This is a genomic window from Providencia sp. M-27, assembly GCF_011077905.1.
Classification (GTDB): domain Bacteria; phylum Pseudomonadota; class Gammaproteobacteria; order Enterobacterales; family Enterobacteriaceae; genus Providencia; species Providencia huaxiensis.
Map to the genome: position 1 here is coordinate 446,216 of NZ_JAALBT010000001.1, position 20,067 is coordinate 466,282.

16 protein-coding genes are annotated in these 20,067 nt (G+C 39.9%); 14 read left to right on the top strand and 2 right to left on the bottom strand.

What is annotated here, in order from left to right; genetic code table 11:
- Nucleotides 1–237: 237 nt before the first annotated feature.
- From hutU to G6Q48_RS02095, 7 genes are all read left to right on the top strand, one after another.
- Nucleotides 238–1,905 (top strand): urocanate hydratase, encoded by a 1,668-nt coding sequence (gene hutU / locus G6Q48_RS02065; protein WP_166264280.1) that lies wholly within the window; start codon nt 238–240, stop codon nt 1,903–1,905.
- Nucleotides 1,906–1,961: 56 nt separating this feature from the next.
- On the top strand, nt 1,962–3,146 hold the full coding sequence (locus G6Q48_RS02070; protein WP_166264282.1) for a CaiB/BaiF CoA transferase family protein: 1,185 nt from the start codon (nt 1,962–1,964) through the stop codon (nt 3,144–3,146).
- A complete protein-coding gene (locus G6Q48_RS02075) occupies nt 3,143–4,282 on the top strand; it encodes an acyl-CoA dehydrogenase family protein (protein ID WP_166264284.1) in 1,140 nt (379 codons plus the stop codon). Before G6Q48_RS02070 ends, G6Q48_RS02075 begins: the two co-directional genes overlap by 4 nt.
- A gap of 275 nt (nt 4,283–4,557) precedes the next feature.
- Entirely contained in the window at nt 4,558–5,997 is a 1,440-nt protein-coding gene (locus G6Q48_RS02080) for a purine-cytosine permease family protein (RefSeq protein ID WP_102137971.1), read from the top strand.
- 152 nt (nt 5,998–6,149) lie between these two features.
- Nucleotides 6,150–6,905 (top strand): electron transfer flavoprotein subunit beta/FixA family protein, encoded by a 756-nt coding sequence (locus tag G6Q48_RS02085; protein WP_166264286.1) that lies wholly within the window; start codon nt 6,150–6,152, stop codon nt 6,903–6,905.
- Between the two features lie 15 nt (nt 6,906–6,920).
- Nucleotides 6,921–7,871 carry an electron transfer flavoprotein subunit alpha/FixB family protein gene (locus G6Q48_RS02090; protein WP_166264288.1) on the top strand — a complete coding sequence of 317 codons (951 nt, stop codon included), beginning with the start codon at nt 6,921–6,923 and terminating at the stop codon, nt 7,869–7,871.
- Nucleotides 7,872–7,882: 11 nt separating this feature from the next.
- Complete coding sequence (locus G6Q48_RS02095; protein WP_102137968.1) at nt 7,883–9,565, top strand: electron transfer flavoprotein-ubiquinone oxidoreductase; 1,683 nt, start codon at nt 7,883–7,885, stop codon at nt 9,563–9,565.
- A gap of 88 nt (nt 9,566–9,653) precedes the next feature.
- On the opposite strand, the gene G6Q48_RS02100 is transcribed toward G6Q48_RS02095, so the two are convergent.
- The gene (locus G6Q48_RS02100; RefSeq protein WP_102137967.1) at nt 9,654–10,367 is read right to left on the bottom strand and encodes a UTRA domain-containing protein; all 714 of its coding nucleotides are present in this window, start codon (nt 10,365–10,367) and stop codon (nt 9,654–9,656) included.
- A gap of 381 nt (nt 10,368–10,748) precedes the next feature.
- Between G6Q48_RS02100 and G6Q48_RS02105 the strand changes: the two genes are divergently transcribed.
- Together G6Q48_RS02105 and G6Q48_RS02110 are read left to right on the top strand one after the other, a co-directional pair.
- Complete coding sequence (locus tag G6Q48_RS02105) at nt 10,749–12,002, top strand: hypothetical protein (RefSeq protein WP_242685771.1); 1,254 nt, start codon at nt 10,749–10,751, stop codon at nt 12,000–12,002.
- A complete protein-coding gene (locus G6Q48_RS02110) occupies nt 11,999–13,129 on the top strand; it encodes a hypothetical protein (protein WP_166264290.1) in 1,131 nt (376 codons plus the stop codon). Before G6Q48_RS02105 ends, G6Q48_RS02110 begins: the two co-directional genes overlap by 4 nt.
- Before the next feature lie 67 nt (nt 13,130–13,196).
- On the opposite strand, the gene G6Q48_RS02115 is transcribed toward G6Q48_RS02110, so the two are convergent.
- Nucleotides 13,197–14,492: an MFS transporter gene (locus G6Q48_RS02115; protein WP_166264292.1), complete on the bottom strand. Its 1,296-nt coding sequence runs from the start codon at nt 14,490–14,492 to the stop codon at nt 13,197–13,199.
- A gap of 578 nt (nt 14,493–15,070) precedes the next feature.
- On the opposite strand from G6Q48_RS02115, the gene G6Q48_RS02120 reads away from it, so the two are divergent.
- From G6Q48_RS02120 to G6Q48_RS02140, 5 genes are all read left to right on the top strand, one after another.
- Nucleotides 15,071–15,745, top strand: coding sequence for a CsgG/HfaB family protein (locus G6Q48_RS02120; RefSeq protein WP_102137964.1), 675 nt, complete (start codon nt 15,071–15,073; stop codon nt 15,743–15,745).
- Nucleotides 15,746–15,754: 9 nt separating this feature from the next.
- Entirely contained in the window at nt 15,755–16,108 is a 354-nt protein-coding gene (locus G6Q48_RS02125) for a DUF4810 domain-containing protein (protein WP_166264294.1), read from the top strand.
- Nucleotides 16,105–16,761: a DUF799 domain-containing protein gene (locus G6Q48_RS02130; RefSeq protein WP_102137962.1), complete on the top strand. Its 657-nt coding sequence runs from the start codon at nt 16,105–16,107 to the stop codon at nt 16,759–16,761. Before G6Q48_RS02125 ends, G6Q48_RS02130 begins: the two co-directional genes overlap by 4 nt.
- A gap of 531 nt (nt 16,762–17,292) precedes the next feature.
- The gene (locus tag G6Q48_RS02135) at nt 17,293–18,696 is read left to right on the top strand and encodes a tryptophanase (protein WP_102137961.1); all 1,404 of its coding nucleotides are present in this window, start codon (nt 17,293–17,295) and stop codon (nt 18,694–18,696) included.
- A 63-nt stretch (nt 18,697–18,759) separates the two neighbouring features.
- Nucleotides 18,760–20,007 carry an aromatic amino acid transporter gene (locus G6Q48_RS02140; protein WP_102137960.1) on the top strand — a complete coding sequence of 416 codons (1,248 nt, stop codon included), beginning with the start codon at nt 18,760–18,762 and terminating at the stop codon, nt 20,005–20,007.
- Nucleotides 20,008–20,067: the final 60 nt, after the last annotated feature.

Sequence of the window (20,067 nt, forward strand, 5' to 3'; positions counted from 1 at the left end):
CAAATTTAAATGTATATACTTTGTGAAGTAAATGTATATATATTTAAATCATCGATAAACACTCTCAATGAATAGATAGTCTCGAGCAAGTTGATAGAAAATTAATTAGTTGATTTATAATCAATTAATTGGTTTGAAGACGCAGGTGCATCGCCACTAACTAGGTATCTCGCAGATTATTACAAATAAAATTGTTAATTTAAAGTTAATTAAAAATGGATGATAGGGGATACAACCATGTTAAATCGTACTGACTCAACTCGAGTGATCCGCGCACCACGTGGCAGTGAGAAAACCTGTAAAAGCTGGCTGACAGAAGCGGTATACCGCATGATCCAAAATAATTTAGACCCGGATGTTGCTGAGCACCCTCAAAGCTTAGTGGTCTATGGTGGCATCGGCCGTGCGGCACGTGATTGGGAATGCTATGACAAAATTTTAGATGTGCTAACAACGTTGGAAGATGACCAAACTTTGCTAGTGCAGTCAGGTAAGCCCGTCGGTGTGTTCCCTACCCATCCAGATGCGCCGCGTGTATTGATTGCAAATTCAAATATTGTTCCTCACTGGGCGAATTGGGATCACTTTAATGAATTAGACCGCAAAGGCTTAATGATGTACGGCCAAATGACGGCTGGTTCTTGGATCTATATTGGCTCTCAAGGGATCGTTCAAGGCACCTATGAAACCTTTGTTTCGCTTGCTAAACAGCACTTTAATGGTAACGCTGCAGGGCGCTGGATCTTAACTGGTGGCCTTGGTGGGATGGGCGGGGCGCAGCCGTTAGCAGCAACCATGGCGGGTTTTAGCATGATAGCGGTCGAATGTGATGAAAGCCGTATCGATTTTCGCCTAAGAACCCGTTATGTAGACAAAAAAGCGACTTCGCTTGATGAAGCCCTGCAATATATCGAAGAAGCCAAAGCCAATGGCCAACCCGTTTCTGTTGGGCTATTAGGTAATGCGGCTGATGTTTACAGTGAACTGGTGAAACGCAATATTACCCCTGATTCAGTCACCGACCAAACGAGTGCCCATGACCCAGTACACGGTTACTTACCACAGGGCTGGACACTCGCCCAATGGCGTGAAAAACAGCAAACTGCACCTGCCGAGGTAACCACAGCGGCGAAAAAAAGTATGGCCGTACAAGTGGATGCGATGCTAACGATGCAAAAACGAGGCTCAGCGGCTTTTGACTATGGCAACAATATTCGCCAAATGGCAAAAGATGAAGGGATTAGCAATGCCTTTGATTTCCCTGGTTTTGTTCCTGCTTATATCCGCCCACTATTTTGTGAAGGTGTTGGTCCATTCCGTTGGGTTGCGTTATCAGGTGACCCAGAAGATATCTATAAAACAGACCAAAAAGTAAAAGAATTATTACCCGATGACAAACACTTACATAATTGGCTCGATATGGCACGTGAACGTATTGCATTCCAAGGGCTTCCTGCTCGTATTTGTTGGGTAGGCTTAAAAGACAGAGAAAGATTGGGGCGTGCTTTCAACGAAATGGTGAAAAGTGGCGAGTTAAAGGGCCCGATTGTCATTGGTCGTGATCACTTAGATTCAGGCTCTGTTGCAAGCCCACACCGTGAAACGGAATCCATGAAAGATGGCTCTGATGCCGTATCAGACTGGCCTTTATTGAATGCACTGTTAAATACCGCTGGTGGTGCAACATGGGTCAGTTTACATCATGGTGGTGGTGTTGGAATGGGCTTCTCACAGCACTCGGGGGTTGTCATTGTGTGTGATGGAACCGATGCTGCAGATAAACGTTTAGCGCGTGTTTTACATAATGACCCTGCAACAGGTGTTATGCGCCATGCAGATGCAGGTTATGACATCGCCATTAACTGTGCGAAAGAGCAAGGGCTTAATTTGCCTATGGTGAAGTAATGTCGTGTGCCAGCTGAAATTGAGCTGGCATCTTTCTGAAATAGAAGGAATTCAGTATGAATGCTGCGTTAACTCAGAAAAGACAAGGGCCACTGGCGGGGATCAAAGTGATCGATTTAAGCCGTGTGTTAGCCGGCCCTTATTGCACGGGTATGATGGCCGATCTCGGTGCTGAAGTGATCAAAATCGAAGTTCCCAACCACGGTGATGATAGCCGCCATTTAGGGCCATTCATTGATGGTGAAAGTGTTTATTACGGTTTGATTAACCGAGGTAAACGCAGTATTGAATTGGATCTTAAAGCGGATGAAGACCGAGCTATTCTATTCCAATTAATCCAAGAAAGTGATGTGGTAGTTGAAAACTTTCGCCCTGGTGTGACTCAACGACTTGGTATCGATTTCGATAGCTTGAAGCAGCACAACCCCCAATTAATCTACGCCAGTATTTCTGGTTTTGGACAAAATAGCCCATTAGCCAGTTATCCCGCTTATGACATCGTGGCACAAGCGATGTCGGGCCTTATGAGTGTCACGGGTTTCCCAGAAACGGGGCCAACACGTAGCGGTGAGTCAATTGGCGATGTGTGTGCAGGGATGTTTGCATCATGGGCGATAAGCAGTGCGTTATTTGCGCGAGAGCGTCATGGCGAAGCGGCACAGTATATTGATGTGGCGATGGTGGATGTCTTATTAAGCATGCAGTTAACTGGGCTTTCAAACCTATTTGCGAATGATAAGGCCCCGAGCTTAGTGGGGAACCGCCATCCAGTATCCACGCCATTCGATACCTATCAAGCAAAAGACGGTTTAGTGGTTATCGCGATTGCCAGTGAAAAGTTATTTCAACGCTTTTGCGAGTGTATGGAAAAACCGCAGTTATGCCACGACCCACGTTACCTTAATGACCCGAGTCGAACACAGCACCAAGCTGAGCTTCGAGAAGAAATCGAAAGTTGGACATGCCAAAAAACCGTTGAAGAGGTATGCGACATATTATTAAACGCGGGTGTGCCTGCCTCACCAATCCATAATTTACACCAAGCCACACAAAGTGAGCATGCCCAAGTGAGGCAAGTGCTAACACACCTGAATGACGGAGGAACGCCATTGGTTTCTCAACCGGTTTTTTTTAATGGAAAGAAACCTCATTCGACCCACCGGGCTCCGAAATTAGGTGAGGCAAACGCAGTTTATAAGCCAGCGAAAACAACAATTAAAAATGCGGAGACGATGCAATGAGTTTTGATATTAATGAAACAGAACAAGCCGTTGTGGATGCGATAGAAAAAGTCTGTCACGACATTTTACAGCCGAATGCACAAAGATACGATGAAACCGAAACTTTTTGCGCTGAAAGTTTACAAGCGTTGGGGGAAATGGGCTGTTGGGGAATTAATTTACCTGAACAGTATGGCGGTTTTGGTATTGGTAGTGTAGCGATGAGTAAGGTGGTAGAAGCGGTTGCAGCGGCTTGTGCTTCGACTTCATCGGCTCTAACAGCGCATTTTTTAGCGACAGATTCAATTCTGATTGGCGGTACAGAAGAGCAAAAACAGCATTGGTTACCAAAAGCCGCAGCTGGGGAATTATTAGGTGCATTTGGCTTAACTGAGCCAGCTGCTGGCTCTAACCCTGCAGATATGCGAACCGTGGCAACTCGTGAAAATGGTGGCTGGCGCATTCGGGGTAATAAACACTATATTACTAACGCCAAAGAAGCTGATTTCATCGTGTTATATGCGAAAACGGATGTAGAAGCAGGGGCTCGCGGGATCAGCGCATTTATGATCCCTAAAGGCACGGAAGGTGTGGCATTTTCTCAACCTGAAAAAACCATGGGGTTACGGGGTAGCACCATTTATGAATTAGCACTGAATTGTTGGCTACCTGAATCTGCATTACTGGGAGAGGAAAACAAAGGGTTTCATACCGCCATGGAAGTTTTAGATAAAGGGCGCGTCGAAGTGGCCGCAACCTCACTAGGTATTGCTCGAGCCGCGATGGAAAGTGCTTTAGGCTGGGTAAAAGAACGCCAAATTGGTAAAAAGCCATTAGCGGCTTACCAAGGAACCCAATGGCGTATTGCGGATATGCACACGCAATTGGAAGCTGCTCGTATGTTGACTTGGCAAGCTGCGGAATTACGTGATTCAGGGGAACGTTTTAGTTTGCAATCTGCTACGGCAAAATTGTTTGCAGCTGAATGCGCAGGTTTTGTTACGGATGCAGCATTACAGCTTCACGGAGGCTACGGTTATATTCGTGACCTGCCTCTCGAGCGTTATGTGCGGGATGCACGAATTTTACGAATTTTTGAAGGGACGTCAGAAATACAAAAAATTATTATTTCACGTGCCGTTTTAGACGCCCATTAAGTTATTTATCAGTATTGAGCCAGTAAGCGGGACAGGCGTTTACTGGTTTATGGAGCACCATAGGAAGCACTACCTGACAACAGGATCATGGAATTAAAAACACAACAACAATCAGGTTTAAGAATGTATTTCAATTAGTTATTCAGGGTGAATAACAGATAAAACATCACCCAGCGTAATGCTTAATAACTGTACCTTACAACTGTAGTTATTGCGGTTCCATTACGATTAATTGGTTCATTCTTTAAGCCAGCCTTGCTTAAAGAGGAGTTACCATGACAGTTTCAAACGACATCGCAACAGGGCAAAAAGCCCGGCAGGAGAATGTACCTTTAATCGAAGCGCGTTCCATCGACTACATTCCAGAGTCCGAGCGCCACGGCACCTTATCAAGCCAATTCACACTTTGGTTTGGTTCTAATTTGCAAATAACCGCAATTGTCACTGGGGCCTTGGCTGTGGTACTGGGTGGCGATGTATTCTGGTCATTAATAGGCTTATTTATTGGCCAATTATTAGGTGGTGCGGTGATGGCCTTGCATGCGGTGCAAGGGCCGAAATTGGGGTTACCACAAATGATTTCGAGCCGTGTACAGTTTGGCGTATACGGTGCAGTTATCCCTATCTTACTGGTTTGTATGATGTATGTCGGATTTTCTGCTAGTGGTACTGTGCTGGCAGGGCAAGCGGTTGGTCAGTTATTACATGTGACGGATTGGGTTGGAATTATCATTTTTGGTGTGGTGATAATCGGCATCACAATTTGTGGTTATCGCATCATCCATATTTTAGGGAAAGTGGCGAGCGTTATAGGCGTAATTACGTTCTTCTATCTATTTTTCCGTCTGTTTTATATGAATGATGTCTCAATACTACTCGAAAACCGCCATTTTAGCTGGACGAACTTTCTATTAGCGATGTCATTGTCCGCTTCTTGGCAAATTGCATTTGGGCCTTATGTTGCTGACTATTCTCGCTATTTACCGACTAAAACCCCGACAATTAAAGCCTTTTTGGCCGTCGGTTCAGGTACAGTGATTGGTACGCAAGCATCAATGATTTTAGGGGTTTTTGCCGCAGCACTTGCCGGCAATCAATTTGCAGGTAACGAAGTCTCTTATATCGTAGGGTTAGGTAGCACAGGTTTAATCGCGGCGTTGCTGTACATCAGTATTTTTTATGGGAAAGTGACCATAACTGCACTGAATGCTTATGGTAGCTTTATGTCTATGGCAGCGATCTGGTGTGGTTTCCGAGGGAAAAGCCAAATTTCTCGCGGACAAAGGTTATTTTTCATTATTCTGATGGTGAGTTTCTCGACCGCTTTAGGGTTAGCAGGCCAGCACTCATTCTTAAAGTTATTCTCTGCCTTCTTACTGTTTTTACTCGCATTTTTCACCCCTTGGAGTGCAATTAATCTCGTTGACTACTATTGGGTCACTAAAGGCCGCTACGATGTACCTGAGCTAGCTAATCCAAATGGCCGTTATGGACGTTGGAATAAAGTTGGGATTATCACTTACATCGTTGGGGTATTGATTCAATTGCCATTTATTTCCACGGGCTTCTATACCGGGCCTTTAGTCGAAAAACTGGGCGGGGTTGATATCTCATGGATTGTGGGTTTAGTCGCAACCAGCGTTATTTACTATGTGGCGATTAAAAAATGGCCTATGTCAGTGGCAGACAGATTGATATTACCTACGAGTAAATAACCATTTCATAAAAAATTAGCATTCAAAATAGTAAAAATTGAGATAGCCAGTAGCAGTGTGAATATCACTGTTACGGTTTCTCTCAACCTAAAAAACGATTTTAGAACATTACCATACCCACCAATCGCTGAAGAATTGGGATAGGAGTTGCTATGAAAATTTTAGTCGCAGTGAAGCGAGTGATAGACCATAACGTCAAAATAAGAGTGAAAGCCGATGGTTCAGGAGTTGAGCTGGCAAATGTCAAAATGGCCATCAACCCCTTCGATGAAATTGCTGTCGAAGAAGCTGTACGTTTAAAAGAGGCGGGAAAAGCGGCAGAAGTTATTGCTGTTTCCGTTGGTGATATTAGTTATCAAGATACATTACGCAGTGCGATGGCGATTGGGGCAGATCGCGGGGTTTTAGTCCAAAAGCCTGAAGAGTTAACCTTAGAACCACTGGATATTGCACGTTTACTTCAACAAATTGTGCAAAAGGAACAGCCAGATCTTATTTTATTAGGTAAACAAGCGATTGATGATGACTGTAATCAAATCGGCCAAATGCTTAGTGCATTATTGGACTACCCGCAGGCAACATTTGCCTCACAAGTGAAGCTTGAAGGCCAATTATTGCAAGTGACAAGGGAAATTGATGGTGGCTTAGAAACGTTAGAGATGCCATTACCAGCGGTTATCACAACGGACTTACGGCTCAATGAACCTCGTTATGCTACTTTGCCTAATATCATGAAAGCTAAGAAAAAAACGTTAGATATTATCGATATTGCTGAGATGGATTTTACGCCATTAGGGCAAATTAAGACGCTGAGTGTCTCAGAACCTAAAAAACGAGCGGGGCAATGCACATTGTTAAGCAGCGCGACAGAGCTAGTTAGTGCATTACAAGCGAAAGAAGTGATTTAATCGAGGAAAATATCTATGAGCCAAATATCGGTATTAGTGGTTGTCGAACATGATAATCAAACAATAAAAACATCTACTTATCATAGTATTAACGCTGCAAAGCAACTTCTCACAGCTGGTGGTCATTTGCACTTATTAGTTGCAGGAAGTGAGACGGAACAGGTCGCTCAGTCAGCTGCAAGTATACAGGGCGTGAGTAAAGTCCTAGAAATACAATCAGATAACCTTAAAAACCAACTTGCAGAGCCGATGGGCCATGCAGTGGCAAGTATCGCAAAAGAATATACCCATTTACTGTTTCCAGCGACGACATTTGGTAAAAACATTGCTCCACGGGTTGCGGCAACGTTAGGGATCGCACAAATTTCAGACATTACCCAAGTTATTGATCCTCAAACTTTTATTAGGCCTATTTATGCAGGAAATGCGTTAGCAACAGTACAAAATAATGGCCAGCAGGTGGTCATTACAGTGCGTAGTTCGGCATTTTCTGGGGGATATGAAGCGCAAAATCATGCTGAAATTGAAAAAGTCTCCTTTGCTGATATTCCCTTGCGTAGTCAGTTAAAAAGCCAATCTCTAACCCAAGTAAGCCGTGCGGAATTGAGCTCTGCAAAAGTGGTTATTTCAGGGGGGAGAGGTTTGAGTTCAGGTGACAACTTTGCGTTATTGGAAACGATAGCTGACAAACTTGGCGCTGCGGTGGGTGCTTCACGTGCTGCGGTAGATGCTGGTTTTGTTCCAAATGACTACCAAGTAGGACAAACAGGGAAAATCGTTGCACCCGATTTATATATCGCAGTAGGGATTTCCGGGGCAATTCAACATGTTGCTGGTATGAAGGAAAGTAAAGTGATCGTTGCTATTAATAGTGATCCTGAGGCACCGATTTTCCAAGTCGCGGATTATGGCATTGTTGGCGATCTATTTGAGATCTTACCGGAATTTGACAAAGCATTAGCGTAAGAGGTGGACAAATGGCTATCGACAATATTGATAAGATAAACGAGGCTCCCGAGCGGGAATCGATGGAGTTCGATGTCCTGATTGTCGGTGGTGGACCCGCAGGGTTATCTGCAGCAATACGATTAAAGCAGCTAGCAGCAGAGAAAGGCACAGAGATATCAGTTTGTTTAATTGATAAAGGTGCGCAGATAGGTGCTCATATTTTATCTGGCGCGGTGATAGACCCTCGGGCTCTTGATGAATTGCTGCCAGATTGGCAACAAAAGGTGTCGGCTTCTTTAACCCCTGTAAACCATGACCGTTTTTTATGGTTGAAAGAAAATAAAGCGAGCCATTTACCTCTATCTTTATTGCCAAGCTGTTTGAAAAATAATGGCAACCTCATTGGTAGCTTAGGGCAGATAAGTGCTGCACTTGCCGTTGAGGCTGAAAGATTAGGTGTTGATGTTTTTGCCGGATTTGCTGCCACTGACGTGTTGTTTGATGATAAAAACCAAGTAATAGGTGTCACCACCGGAGACATGGGGCTGGATAAATCAGGCAACCCAACAGCGATGTACCAACCAGGTATGAATTTACTGGCAAAAATGACCTTTTTTGCGGAAGGGTGCCGTGGCCAGCTAGGTAAGAGATTGATAAATCATTTTAATTTAGCGGCAGAGAGCGGTAAACAAACCTATGGCTTGGGCATCAAAGAGATTTGGCAAATTCCCAAAGAGCAACACCAAGCAGGGCTGGTTGTGCATTCTGTTGGTTGGCCCCTAGATAACCACACCTATGGCGGCGGCTTTGCTTATCACTATGGAGATAACTTAGTCGCAGTGGGTTTGGTGGTCGGGTTAAATTATGAAAATCCTTATTTATCACCGTTTGATGAGTTTCAGCGTTTAAAGACCCACCCTGAGTTTAGTGCTTTTTTATCAGGGGGAGAGCGTATTAGCTATGGCGCTAGAACGATGGTGGCCGGTGGGCTGGCCGCGTTACCTGAATTGAGCTTTCCCGGTGGTGTACTAATCGGTGATGATGCAGGTTTTCTTAATGCAGCTCGAATTAAAGGTACACACTGTGCAGTGAAAAGTGGGTTATTAGCAGCAGAAGCCTGGTTCAGTGCTAACCAGAATGGAATGGTTGACTATTCACAGTTTAAAAAACAATTTCGCCAGCTATTTGAAGAGAGCTGGCTATATCAAGAACTTTATCAAACACGCAATTTTAAACCCTATATGAAAAAAGGGTTAGTGATTGGGTCAATGTTATTTGGTGCGGAACAATTGTTATTAAAAGGCCGTAGTCCGTGGACTTTAAAGCTAAAACACGCAGACCATGAAGGAATAAAAGAAGCACGAAATTTTTCGCCAATAAATTACCCAAAACCCGATGGAAAATTAATTTTTGATAAGCCTTCTTCCGTGTTTTTATCGAATACGAATCATGAAGAGGAACAACCCTGCCATTTAAAACTAGCGGATATTAATGTCCCTATCCAAGTTAATTTAATGAAATATGCTGCGCCCGAGACGCGTTATTGTCCCGCGGGAGTCTATGAAATTGTAGAGGATAAGAGCGAAGAAAAACTGCAAATTAATGCGCAAAACTGCCTACATTGTAAGGCTTGTGATATTAAAGACCCGTTACAGAATATCACTTGGACAGCCCCTCAAGGAGGCGAAGGCCCTATTTATCAGGGAATGTAAAACGAATTTGTTGTGATGTAGTTGTGCTTGATATTTTTTGTTTTATCAGTCGCTTTGGGGCAATTTTGCCCCATTTTTTTATTTTGCATTAATTCTCAATTCGCGAATGTAATTTTAATTTGTAACGCGAGCCAGCTGTGATCATATTAACGTAGCTAATTAGAGTGCTACCTGTCCAAGTGCGACGGCTAAGTTGTAAGCAAGGTGAGTTTTCTTTAATTGATAATGATTGAGCAATGGATTTTGTGGCTAATGCGGCTTCAATGGTATGTTCCATTTCACTAACAGGAAAATGGCGTTGTAAATAACCGCTCGGCGTTTCAGTGTCACCATATTTTTGCTTAACAAAATCAGGCACAATGGCATGATTAACATAGCGTTCTTCTAACATTAAAGGAATATCATTTTCAAAATGTAGGACTTTACAGTAACCCACATCACTTCCTTCACTAATTCCTAGCTGTAGTGCGATTTCTGCTGATGCCGAAATAATTTTAAGTTGTAATTGGTGACCGCTATATTTATTACCGCTTGTTGAAATTTCATCAAAAATATCAAATGCTTTTGTAACGGGGAGTTCATGTTTTTGAGTGGCAACAAATGTGCCTTTTCCTGCAATACGATTCAAGATCCCTTTTTGGCTTAACTCGGAAATGGCCTTATTCACCGTCATACGGCTCACATTAAATTGAGCGCACAGCTCAAGTTCTGTGGGAATTTGAGTTTCAGGCTTAAAAATTCCTAAATCAATACTGCGTAAAATGTAAGACTGAATTTGCTTATATGCAGGTTGTGATGTCATCGCTGTCATTCAAAATTATTGTTAAAGGAAGGAGTGGTAAAATTGTTTTATTGCCACATTTCACTCACAAACTTTGTATGTAATGCAGTTTATCAGTAATTATGGGCTTTGCTAGTTATTATACTCGTCATACTTCACGTTGCCGTGTTGTTGACTGCACTCATTCGCACTAGTCACCTACTGGTGTAGGCTCCTAGCGTCTCATTCATTTGTCGCCTAACTGCACCATGAATTATTTAGAGTATAACGCCTAAGATAATTGGCGGTTAAAGGCGTTAATCATTGTCTGAATTATTTTATTATAAGGTAAGTTTTGCTAGGGCTATATACCTTTATTTATTATCATAATGTTAAATTTACTTAGCAAATTAGGCACTATTCATGCGAGCTCAATATTTCCATGTCAATCTTACTCAGTGTGATTATCGAAATGTCAGCCCAATGGGGATGGTAAGACTGATTGCTTGTGAAAAAGTATTTTTCTTTAATCAGGATGATTTTTCAAATAGCGAAATTTTTTTAGAGCGCATACAGCAAGGTGACTCATTGATAATTTGCGCAGAAGAGATGAACGATGGAAGCTATTGGGGTAAATGGGTTTACCATGAAAAGCATGGTCGTTTAGAGCCTGACAGAACAGTCGGTTTTACTCGAAAGTTAGGAATACAATATTTAGTTTCATTGTTGTTAATGATGCTAATTCCTGCAGTGTATTACTGTTTTATTAATGCAGATGATAGTTTCTTAATGATCATCCTAGTGGCAATTCTAGGTTTAGCAGCTTTCGGCGGGATCGTTCTGTTTGGCCTTGCATTAGCCGAAACAAAATATATTTTAAGTCCAAAACGAAAGCGAATTTTAAAGGCGTTGGATTTGGTTATTGATGGGCAATACCAAAAAAGCGAGCAAGAGCAGGAAATTAACATTCCAGGGATTAAAACCTCGAAAGCCAAAGCCCGTAAATTGCGTCAATCAGTCGATAATTATCGTGATAAAGCGTCATTACTCACCACTCGTGGGAAGGTTAATATTACCTCAACCCTTAGCTTAACCGTTGCAAGAGGGGATACAGAACAAAAGCTTAATCATGTCGGCTTGCAGATTAATAAAAGCCATATGGATGTTCTGGTTTCAGCCAATGAGCCGTTATTTAACAACCATAATCTCTTTATTGCTCAAGGTGACGAACTTGAGGTTTTTCATAAAAATATCCAAGCGCATTCAAAAGATCAGGTAATTTTTGGTATTTACAATCACCAAGACGGACTTGCCTATAGCTTGATTGGTAAGGGGGCTCCTCAAGAACGAGGTTTTTATTTCGGGCTGTGGGGGTTCGTTTGCTTACTTTTAATGTTCTTTGTCTTTATGGCCGGAGGGTTATCAATTTCCGAAACCCTAGAGAAAGGCGGATATTGGGATTATTGGGACTGGGTTAATATTGTGGATACAGGTGTGCTATTTATCAGTTTCGCAGTAACGATTTTATTCGGTATCAGTTTTCTTATTGCTTTGTGCGTGGCGATATATTTTAAATTATCTCAGCGTGGAAGTGGGTATTATCAAGCGCAATATATTTTGAAGCATTTACGTCGTAATAATGGCCAAACGGATTATGTGACGGAGGTGCGCTCATGAACCCATTTCTGAGTAAACGTTTTCTCTTTTTGGCTTTGGTGTTTGCACTAAGTCTCGCTTTCACTTTTATTATTTTTATTCGTGCTGGTACGGTTGATTGGCAGTGGAAAAACCACAATGAAAATAGCTTCCCGATTAGTAGTTATGATTTTGCAACAACATTTCCAGCAGAAAATGGGATGCTAATTGTAGCTAAAAAAAGTGGCCGTTCTAATTATTATTACTCTTCTTATAATACTTATATGCCTTCAAGCGAATATGATAACCAGATTTTATTTGCAGATAATAATGGCGTGCATTTTATTACTCATAGCGATCAAAGTTTCTATAATGCGGTTTGTGAAAGAAAACAATGTTTAATGATGTTCAGTGATGGCTATCAAAAAATTAACTTAACTGATTTTTCAGTGAGTGAATTTACACCTTGGAGTAAAAAAACTGGCAAGCTATTTTCAACGTTGATTATGGGAAAAATCTACTTATCTAAAAGCTCTCCTTTCTATGTTGTTGCGGATAATGAAAATATTTTTATCAGTGCTGATAAAGGAATGACATGGGAACATTTTATGAATGTTCGAGATTTAGCCAAGTCATTATATCCTGAAGAAATTGAAGGAAATTCAAATTTTTCTTATGCAACATATCGAGATAAAATAGTGATGTGGTATAGCTATGGCAATCAAATGGGATCATTAGAAGTTATTATGGATATCTCAACAAAACAGGTTATTAGCAGTAAATGGCTGCCTGTCAGGATCAATGAATCAGCACAAAATCGTAATGGTGATATTTTTGTAGTTGCTCAAGAGCCCTCACGTCGCTTATTTTCTTTGATGCAATTTCATACTAATGGTAATTTTGAGGTGATGGCAGAAAGCGGTTATAACCACATGAACAGCTTAGAAGTCGGCAATCAAGGTTTAATTGTTTCGAATATAGTTAGAGGTTCGCAACAATATTTAATGATGGATTTTGCCACGAAAGAGATCCGTTATCGTCCTCAGTTTCCTTTGTATAACAAAATATACAATATGGCGGACCAATCCTTAATTGAAATAGAAAGTACTTATTCGAATGAAGATAAATTAACTAAGGGAGCTCAAGTTTCTTATCAATCTTTGCATTGATACCTAGTGATGGTTTAATGCGTTCTCATTCAAGAAGGATAGGGGAAAACCCTATCCTTTTTGGTCATTATAGTGCGCGTTGTTTAGGTAACAAAATAACCGCGGTAGCTGCGATGACGGCAACGATAGCAAAAGCAATAAAATTCCAGCTAGTGGCAATCCCCAGGCTAGCTATATAAGCACCAAACATAGGGCCTGTCATTGCGCCAATTCGAGAAAAACTGAGGGCCCAACCTGTTGCGGAAGCTCGTGCATTGGATGGATAATAATTGGCAATATAACCCGTTAATATGAGTGCGGCAGAAATACTTCCAACACCTGCAAAAGCCACGAGAACGTAATTCATATAGATATTTTGCTTGAATATCAAGCAACCCACACCGATTGCACCCAGTAAAAAGAAAAATGCGACAGAATTACGTACGCCATATTTATCTGCAATTTTTCCGAGAAATAATCCACCTAATGCGGAGGCTAAACTGAACACAATTAAAAATGTTAAACTAGAGCCAAGGTTATAACCTTCTTTTCGCATAATAGATGGCAGCCAAGTATTTAACCCGTAAACTAATAGCATCCCACAGAATAATGCAACCCAGAAGCAAGCTGTGGCACGCAAATGACGCCAAGCAAATACAACTGCTACAATCTCTTTAATACTTTGTGATTTATGTTGCACATATTCTGAAGATGATTGGTAATCAATGTCGAGTTTTTTAGCGAGAGCTTGAGCTTCAGAATGTAAGCCCTTGTGTGTCAAATATTCTAATGACTCAGGCAGAATACGCGCCATTGGCCAAATAAGTAATAGAGGTAATGCACCAAATGCAATCACGCTACGCCAACCAAAGTGTTCTAATAACCACATTGCGACGAGCGCGGCACTTAATATACCTAATGAATATCCTGAATACATAATTCCATAGTTAAAAGAGCGTTTTTCTGTTGGGGAATATTCAATCGTGAGTGCCGCTGCAACAGGAATAACTCCTCCTAAACCAATGCCACCAATAAAACGCATTAAACCAAAAAGCCAAGGCGTTGGTGCGAATGCTGCGCCTAACATGGTCAATGAAAATAAGGTAACACAAGCGAGTAACATGCGGCGCCGACCATACAATTCACTCAAAGTACCGATGATAAACGCGCCGAAAAACATCCCAACAAGCGCATAGCTACTCAAAGCACCTAGTTCTAGAGGAGATAAATTCCACTGTTTATATTCAGCAAGTGTAGGTAAAACTGCCCCCATAACACCGACATCATAACCTTCAAATAAAATACTCATCCAACAAATGAGTAAAACTTTAGATGTTGTTTTTGTAGAACCAAATGATTTCACTGCGATTGTTTGCATTGTCATGGCTAACTCTCTTATGGTGAGGGTTTGATTTTTTTAATTACAAGCCTATTTCTTGAGTCCAAGGTGACTTAGTTACACTCAACGTTTCTAAGGTAAAGTACAATGCTTAATGTTAATTAAAGGTTAAATTAATGCAGGAAATGGATATAGTTTGCAGTAAATCTGCACATGCAAGATGAGAAAGGTCTCTTTCCAATGACACATTGAAAAAATAGACAACTTTAACTTATTATATGGAAATATAACCGCTAATTAGGAAATTATAATTAGAATCCAATAAATACAGTTAATACTATACATTACTAATTATACGTGGCCATATTAGATATCATCACTAAAGATTACTAATTAAATCATTTCCTCTAAATCTATCAATACATAATCAAACGGTTGATTTTATTTTGGAAAACCATTTTAGTAAACCCTAGTTACTTTATGAATACTATAGTAATTGAAAGTAAAACTAAATATAAGATAAAAAATAAGTAATCTTGACTAGATTCGGTTTTTCATTTAATGCAAAATAACAATGCAGAAATTAATTCTAATTCTAATTTTCTTTTAATTGAGATAGCTAAATGAATATATCCAAAATCAGCATTGCATCAATTTTTATTGCAAGTGCATTATTAACCGGTTGTGCTAAAGAATCTTCTCGTTCCTTAGCCGTAGAAAAAGTTGCAACATATAACACGCAATATTCAGGTCCTAAAAGCCCAATATCAATAGGGAAATTTGATAATCGTTCTAGTTATATGAATGGCATTTTCTCTGATGGCGTTGATCGCTTAGGTAATCAATCTAAAACTATTTTGATGACACATTTGCAGCAAACGGGGCGTTTTAATGTATTAGACCGTGCAAATATGCAAGAACTTAAAGAAGAAGCTGGAATTAAAGGCCAATCGCAACAGTTAAAAGGTGCAACTTACGTGATTACTGGTGATGTGACTGAATTTGGGCGAAAAGAAGTAGGAGATCGCCAATTATTCGGTATTTTAGGGCGTGGAAAATCACAAGTCGCTTATGCCAAAGTTAATTTAAACGTTGTTAATGTTCAAACATCTGAAGTGGTATTTTCTTCACAAGGTGCTGGTGAATATGAATTATCAAATAGGGAAGTGATTGGTTTTGGTGGCACAGCCAGTTATGACTCAACTTTAAATGGCAAAGTATTAGATTTAGCAATTAGGGAAGCTGTAAATAACTTAGTTTCTGGTATTGAAAGTGGTGCATGGCAGCCAGCTAAATAAGGGAATAACATGAAAATTAAATTATTGGCTGTTTTAGCCGGTACTATTTTATTAAATGGCTGTGCTAATGAACCAAAACCGCTATATCACTGGGACGGTTATCAAACAACGGTTTACCAATATTACCAACAAACAGAAACTGGCCCTCAAGAACAAATTCAAACTTTGAAAAAGAATTTGGAAATGAGTAAAGCAAATGGTTTGGCAACTCCACCGGGGCTGCATGCGCATTTAGGGTTATTGTATTCAACAACCGGAGCGATTGATCTTGCAATGCAAGAATTTACTGCAGAAAAAGCATTGTATCCAGAATCTGCGGCTTACATGGATTTTCTCATGAAGAATAAAGGAAAAGTAAAATGAAACATTTACTTATAGTCTGTGGATTGATAATGACATGGTTATTAACGGGGTGTGCTCAGCCAACGAAAGTTGATTACACGGCATTTAATCAAAGTAAGCCCAAAAGTATTCTGGTACTGTTACCACAAAATAGCTCACCAGAAGTACAAGCCAGTCATGGATTATTATCACAAACGACGCTTCCTTTAGCTGAAGCGGGTTATTATGTTTTCCCTGTTGCTGTTGTTGAAGAAACATTTAAGCAAAATGGGATAACAAATGCGGGCGATATTCAGGCTGTTCCACCTGCAAAATTGCGCGAAATTTTTGGTACTGATGCAGTACTTTATTTGAATATTACTGAGTATGGTACAAGTTATCAGGTCATTTCTAGTGACACTCGTGTCACCGCGGATGCGAAATTAGTTGATGCCAGAACAGGGACATTATTATGGAGTGGCTCCGCGACGGCATCGAGTGCTGAAAATAATTCTTCCTCAAATGGTATTATTGGAGCATTAGTTTCAGCGGTTGTTAACCAAATCGTAGATACAATGACGGACAAAAGCTATGCAATTGCGGGTATAACAAGTGTCAGGTTATTATCTGCAGGTAAGCCTAATGGTATCTTATATGGGCCTAGATCACCTAAATATGGCAAAGATGCTCAGTAATTATTAATTGATTGAATAATGGGTAAAATAAAAAATATTTTACCCATTTAACTTAAGTTGAAATAAATTTAAGTTAAATTAACCTGTCTAATTATCTAATTACATTATTTATGCCTATCTTAATTGGTGTGATTAAGCGAAAAATCATCATATTAAATTCTTAATTTGATATAGAGATTAATACTGTGATTTGAGTCAAGTTGTTCTGGCCTATATCAAGAATAGTGTGATATAGGTACAATATTATGACAATGGCGATTACTTTGGTAATACAACTGTTATATATATAACAGCAGTCGGTTGTACTAATTCCTCGTTGATAGGAGTCATAGTATGTTCTTGTTAAACGAATCACTTATATCAAGGTATTTCTTCTATATGAAGAAATGGTTCAATATTGATATTTCCTTAGCCTTCTTCTTTCCAAATAAATAACCTTTCTTTTTTCTTTCCTTAAAGTTTTTTTAACTTATTTCATTATAGGTTAAATCTCTAATATTTATTATTTAATGAAAAATTAAAGGTATTATCATGGCTAAAAGAATTGTAGAACCATTCCGTATTAAAATGGTAGAAAATATCCGTATTCCATCAAGAGAAGAACGCGAAGCAGCGCTAAAAGAAGCTGGATATAACCCATTTTTACTGCCAAGTAGTGCGGTTTATATTGATTTATTAACTGACTCAGGCACCAATGCGATGAGTGACCACCAGTGGGCAGCAATGATCACTGGTGATGAAGCATATGCAGGATCTCGTAACTATTATGATTTAAAAGATAAAGTGAAAGAGATGTTTGACTATGATTATATCATTCCTGCTCACCAAGGTCGCGGTGCTGAAAATATGTTGTTCCCTGTATTATTGAAAGTTAAACAGGAACAAGGCGGCGCGAAAAAACCTGTATTTATTTCTAACTTCCACTTTGATACAACAGCAGCGCACGTTGAATTAAACGGTTGTAAAGCAATTAATATTGTTACCGAAAAAGCCTATGACTCGGATACTTATGATGACTGGAAAGGTAACTTTGATATTCAAAAATTAAAAGATAATATTGCAAAGCATGGTGCAGAAAACGTTGTGGCTATCGTTTCTACAGTAACTTGTAATAGTGCGGGCGGTCAGCCAGTATCTATGGCTAACCTAAAAGAAGTTTATGAAATTGCAAAACAACATAATATTTTTGTTGTTATGGACTCTGCGCGCTTCTGTGAAAATGCGTATTTTATTAAAGAACGTGATCCTAAATATAAAAATTCTACTATCAAAGAAATCATTCTCGATATGTATAAATATGCTGATGCATTAACAATGTCAGCGAAAAAAGACCCATTATTAAATATTGGTGGGTTAGTCAGTATTAAAAATGATGAAAAAATCTTTACCTTAGCAAGACAGCGTTGCGTACCAATGGAAGGTTTCGTGACTTATGGTGGTCTTGCAGGGCGTGATATGGCAGCAATGGTACAGGGGCTTGAAGAAGGGGCTGGAGAAGAATATCTGCATTATCGTATTGGCCAAGTTAAATATTTAGGTGACCGTTTACGTGAAGGTGGTATTTCAATTCAGTATCCTACAGGCGGCCATGCGGTATTTGTTGACTGTAAGAAACTTGTTCCACATATTCCAGGTGATCAGTTCCCAGCTCAAGCGGTAATTAACGCACTTTATTTAGAATCAGGTGTTCGTGCGGTTGAAATTGGTTCATTCTTATTAGGCCGTGATCCTGAAACGGGTAAACAAAAACATGCTGATATGGAGTTTATGCGATTAACGATTGCTAGACGGGTTTATACCAATGACCACATGGATTACATTGCAGATGCTCTGATTGGCTTAAAAGATAAATTTGCAACCCTAAAAGGGCTAGATTTCGAATATGAACCGCCAGTATTAAGACACTTTACTGCGAGATTAAAACCAATTAAATAATAGGTTGTTCTTATGGTTCCCGTGCAATGCGGGAACCTCATCCTTATTCTTAAGGTAAACACCATGAATAATTCGGCAGCCAAGAAAGAACCCTCCATAATGGTAGGGGGTTTTGTGCTAGGCGGTGCCATGATAGGGGCAGGAATGTTTAGTTTGCCTACTATTATGGCAGGAGCTTGGTTTATTAACTCTGTAGTTATTTTATTAATTGTTTGCTTTTTTATGTTTCACTCTGGAATATATATTCTAGAATGTATATCAAAATATGGTTCAGGAACGAATTACTTTTTTATATCTAAAGAACTATTACCAAAATGGGCATGTTACATTGCCAATATAGCATTAATATTTGTACTTTATATATTAATATATGCCTATATATCTGCAGCAGGTTCAGTTATTAAAGAAGCCGCTGCCATTTACGGATACAGCATAAATCTAAGATTGATATTTATTTTATTCACCTTAATCTTAGGCGCGAGTATTTGGTGGAGTGGTATCGGGGCAAGTCGTTTAACATCACTATTTTTATTTATCAAAATAATTTTGTTTGTACTGGCTTTCTCTGGACTATTTCTTATTGTTAAAACAGACTTACTGTTAACCTCACCAGTAGAAGGTGGGCAAGCATCATTACTACCATTTGTTTTTATTATTATTCCCTATGCAATCACATCTTTTGGTTATCATGGTAACGTTTGTAGCTTATATAAGTTATACCATGAGAATGAAAGAAAGGTTGTTAAGAGCTGTATTATTGGTTGTGTTTTGGCATTGGTTCTCTATTTTCTATGGATATTAGGAACGATGGGAAACCTACCCAGACCTGAGTTTTTAACCATTATCAATAAAGGTGGTAATTTAGATGCATTTATTGAATCACTATATGCAGTACTCAATAGCAAAAATATCGCAACATTCTTACTGTGGTTCTCTATTAGTGCTGTATTTTGTTCATTCTTAGGCGTCGCAATTGGGTTATTTGATTACATTCTTGCTTCGTTGAATTTTAAGGACAACCCATCGGGTAGAATGAAATCTGCATTATTATGCTTCTTGCCACCACTTATTCTTTGCATGTTATTCCCAAATGGTTTTTTAATCGCTATAGCTTATGCAGGTATGGCTGCATGTATCTGGGCAATTATTTGCCCTGCTGTTATGGCATTAAAAGTAAGAGAACGTTTTCCTGATTCTAGATTCAAAGTGTGGGGCGGAAAAGGGTTAATTTATGCTGTTATCGCCTTTGGAGTCGTCGGCATTATTTGCCAATTGTTAGCGCAGTTTAATTTGTTACCGATATACCGTTAATTTTTCAAAACACAGGCTGTAAAATAACTGCAAAGGTACAGTGAGGGTTCGCTGTACCTT

Coding starts and splice junctions, on each gene's coding strand:
- hutU (WP_166264280.1), top strand. CDS start 238: ATGTTAAATCGTACTGACTCAACTCGAGTGATCCGCGCACCACGTGGC.
- G6Q48_RS02070 (WP_166264282.1), top strand. CDS start 1,962: ATGAATGCTGCGTTAACTCAGAAAAGACAAGGGCCACTGGCGGGGATC.
- G6Q48_RS02075 (WP_166264284.1), top strand. CDS start 3,143: ATGAGTTTTGATATTAATGAAACAGAACAAGCCGTTGTGGATGCGATA.
- G6Q48_RS02080 (WP_102137971.1), top strand. CDS start 4,558: ATGACAGTTTCAAACGACATCGCAACAGGGCAAAAAGCCCGGCAGGAG.
- G6Q48_RS02085 (WP_166264286.1), top strand. CDS start 6,150: ATGAAAATTTTAGTCGCAGTGAAGCGAGTGATAGACCATAACGTCAAA.
- G6Q48_RS02090 (WP_166264288.1), top strand. CDS start 6,921: ATGAGCCAAATATCGGTATTAGTGGTTGTCGAACATGATAATCAAACA.
- G6Q48_RS02095 (WP_102137968.1), top strand. CDS start 7,883: ATGGCTATCGACAATATTGATAAGATAAACGAGGCTCCCGAGCGGGAA.
- G6Q48_RS02100 (WP_102137967.1), bottom strand. CDS start 10,367: ATGACATCACAACCTGCATATAAGCAAATTCAGTCTTACATTTTACGC.
- G6Q48_RS02105 (WP_242685771.1), top strand. CDS start 10,749: ATGCGAGCTCAATATTTCCATGTCAATCTTACTCAGTGTGATTATCGA.
- G6Q48_RS02110 (WP_166264290.1), top strand. CDS start 11,999: ATGAACCCATTTCTGAGTAAACGTTTTCTCTTTTTGGCTTTGGTGTTT.
- G6Q48_RS02115 (WP_166264292.1), bottom strand. CDS start 14,492: ATGACAATGCAAACAATCGCAGTGAAATCATTTGGTTCTACAAAAACA.
- G6Q48_RS02120 (WP_102137964.1), top strand. CDS start 15,071: ATGAATATATCCAAAATCAGCATTGCATCAATTTTTATTGCAAGTGCA.
- G6Q48_RS02125 (WP_166264294.1), top strand. CDS start 15,755: ATGAAAATTAAATTATTGGCTGTTTTAGCCGGTACTATTTTATTAAAT.
- G6Q48_RS02130 (WP_102137962.1), top strand. CDS start 16,105: ATGAAACATTTACTTATAGTCTGTGGATTGATAATGACATGGTTATTA.
- G6Q48_RS02135 (WP_102137961.1), top strand. CDS start 17,293: ATGGCTAAAAGAATTGTAGAACCATTCCGTATTAAAATGGTAGAAAAT.
- G6Q48_RS02140 (WP_102137960.1), top strand. CDS start 18,760: ATGAATAATTCGGCAGCCAAGAAAGAACCCTCCATAATGGTAGGGGGT.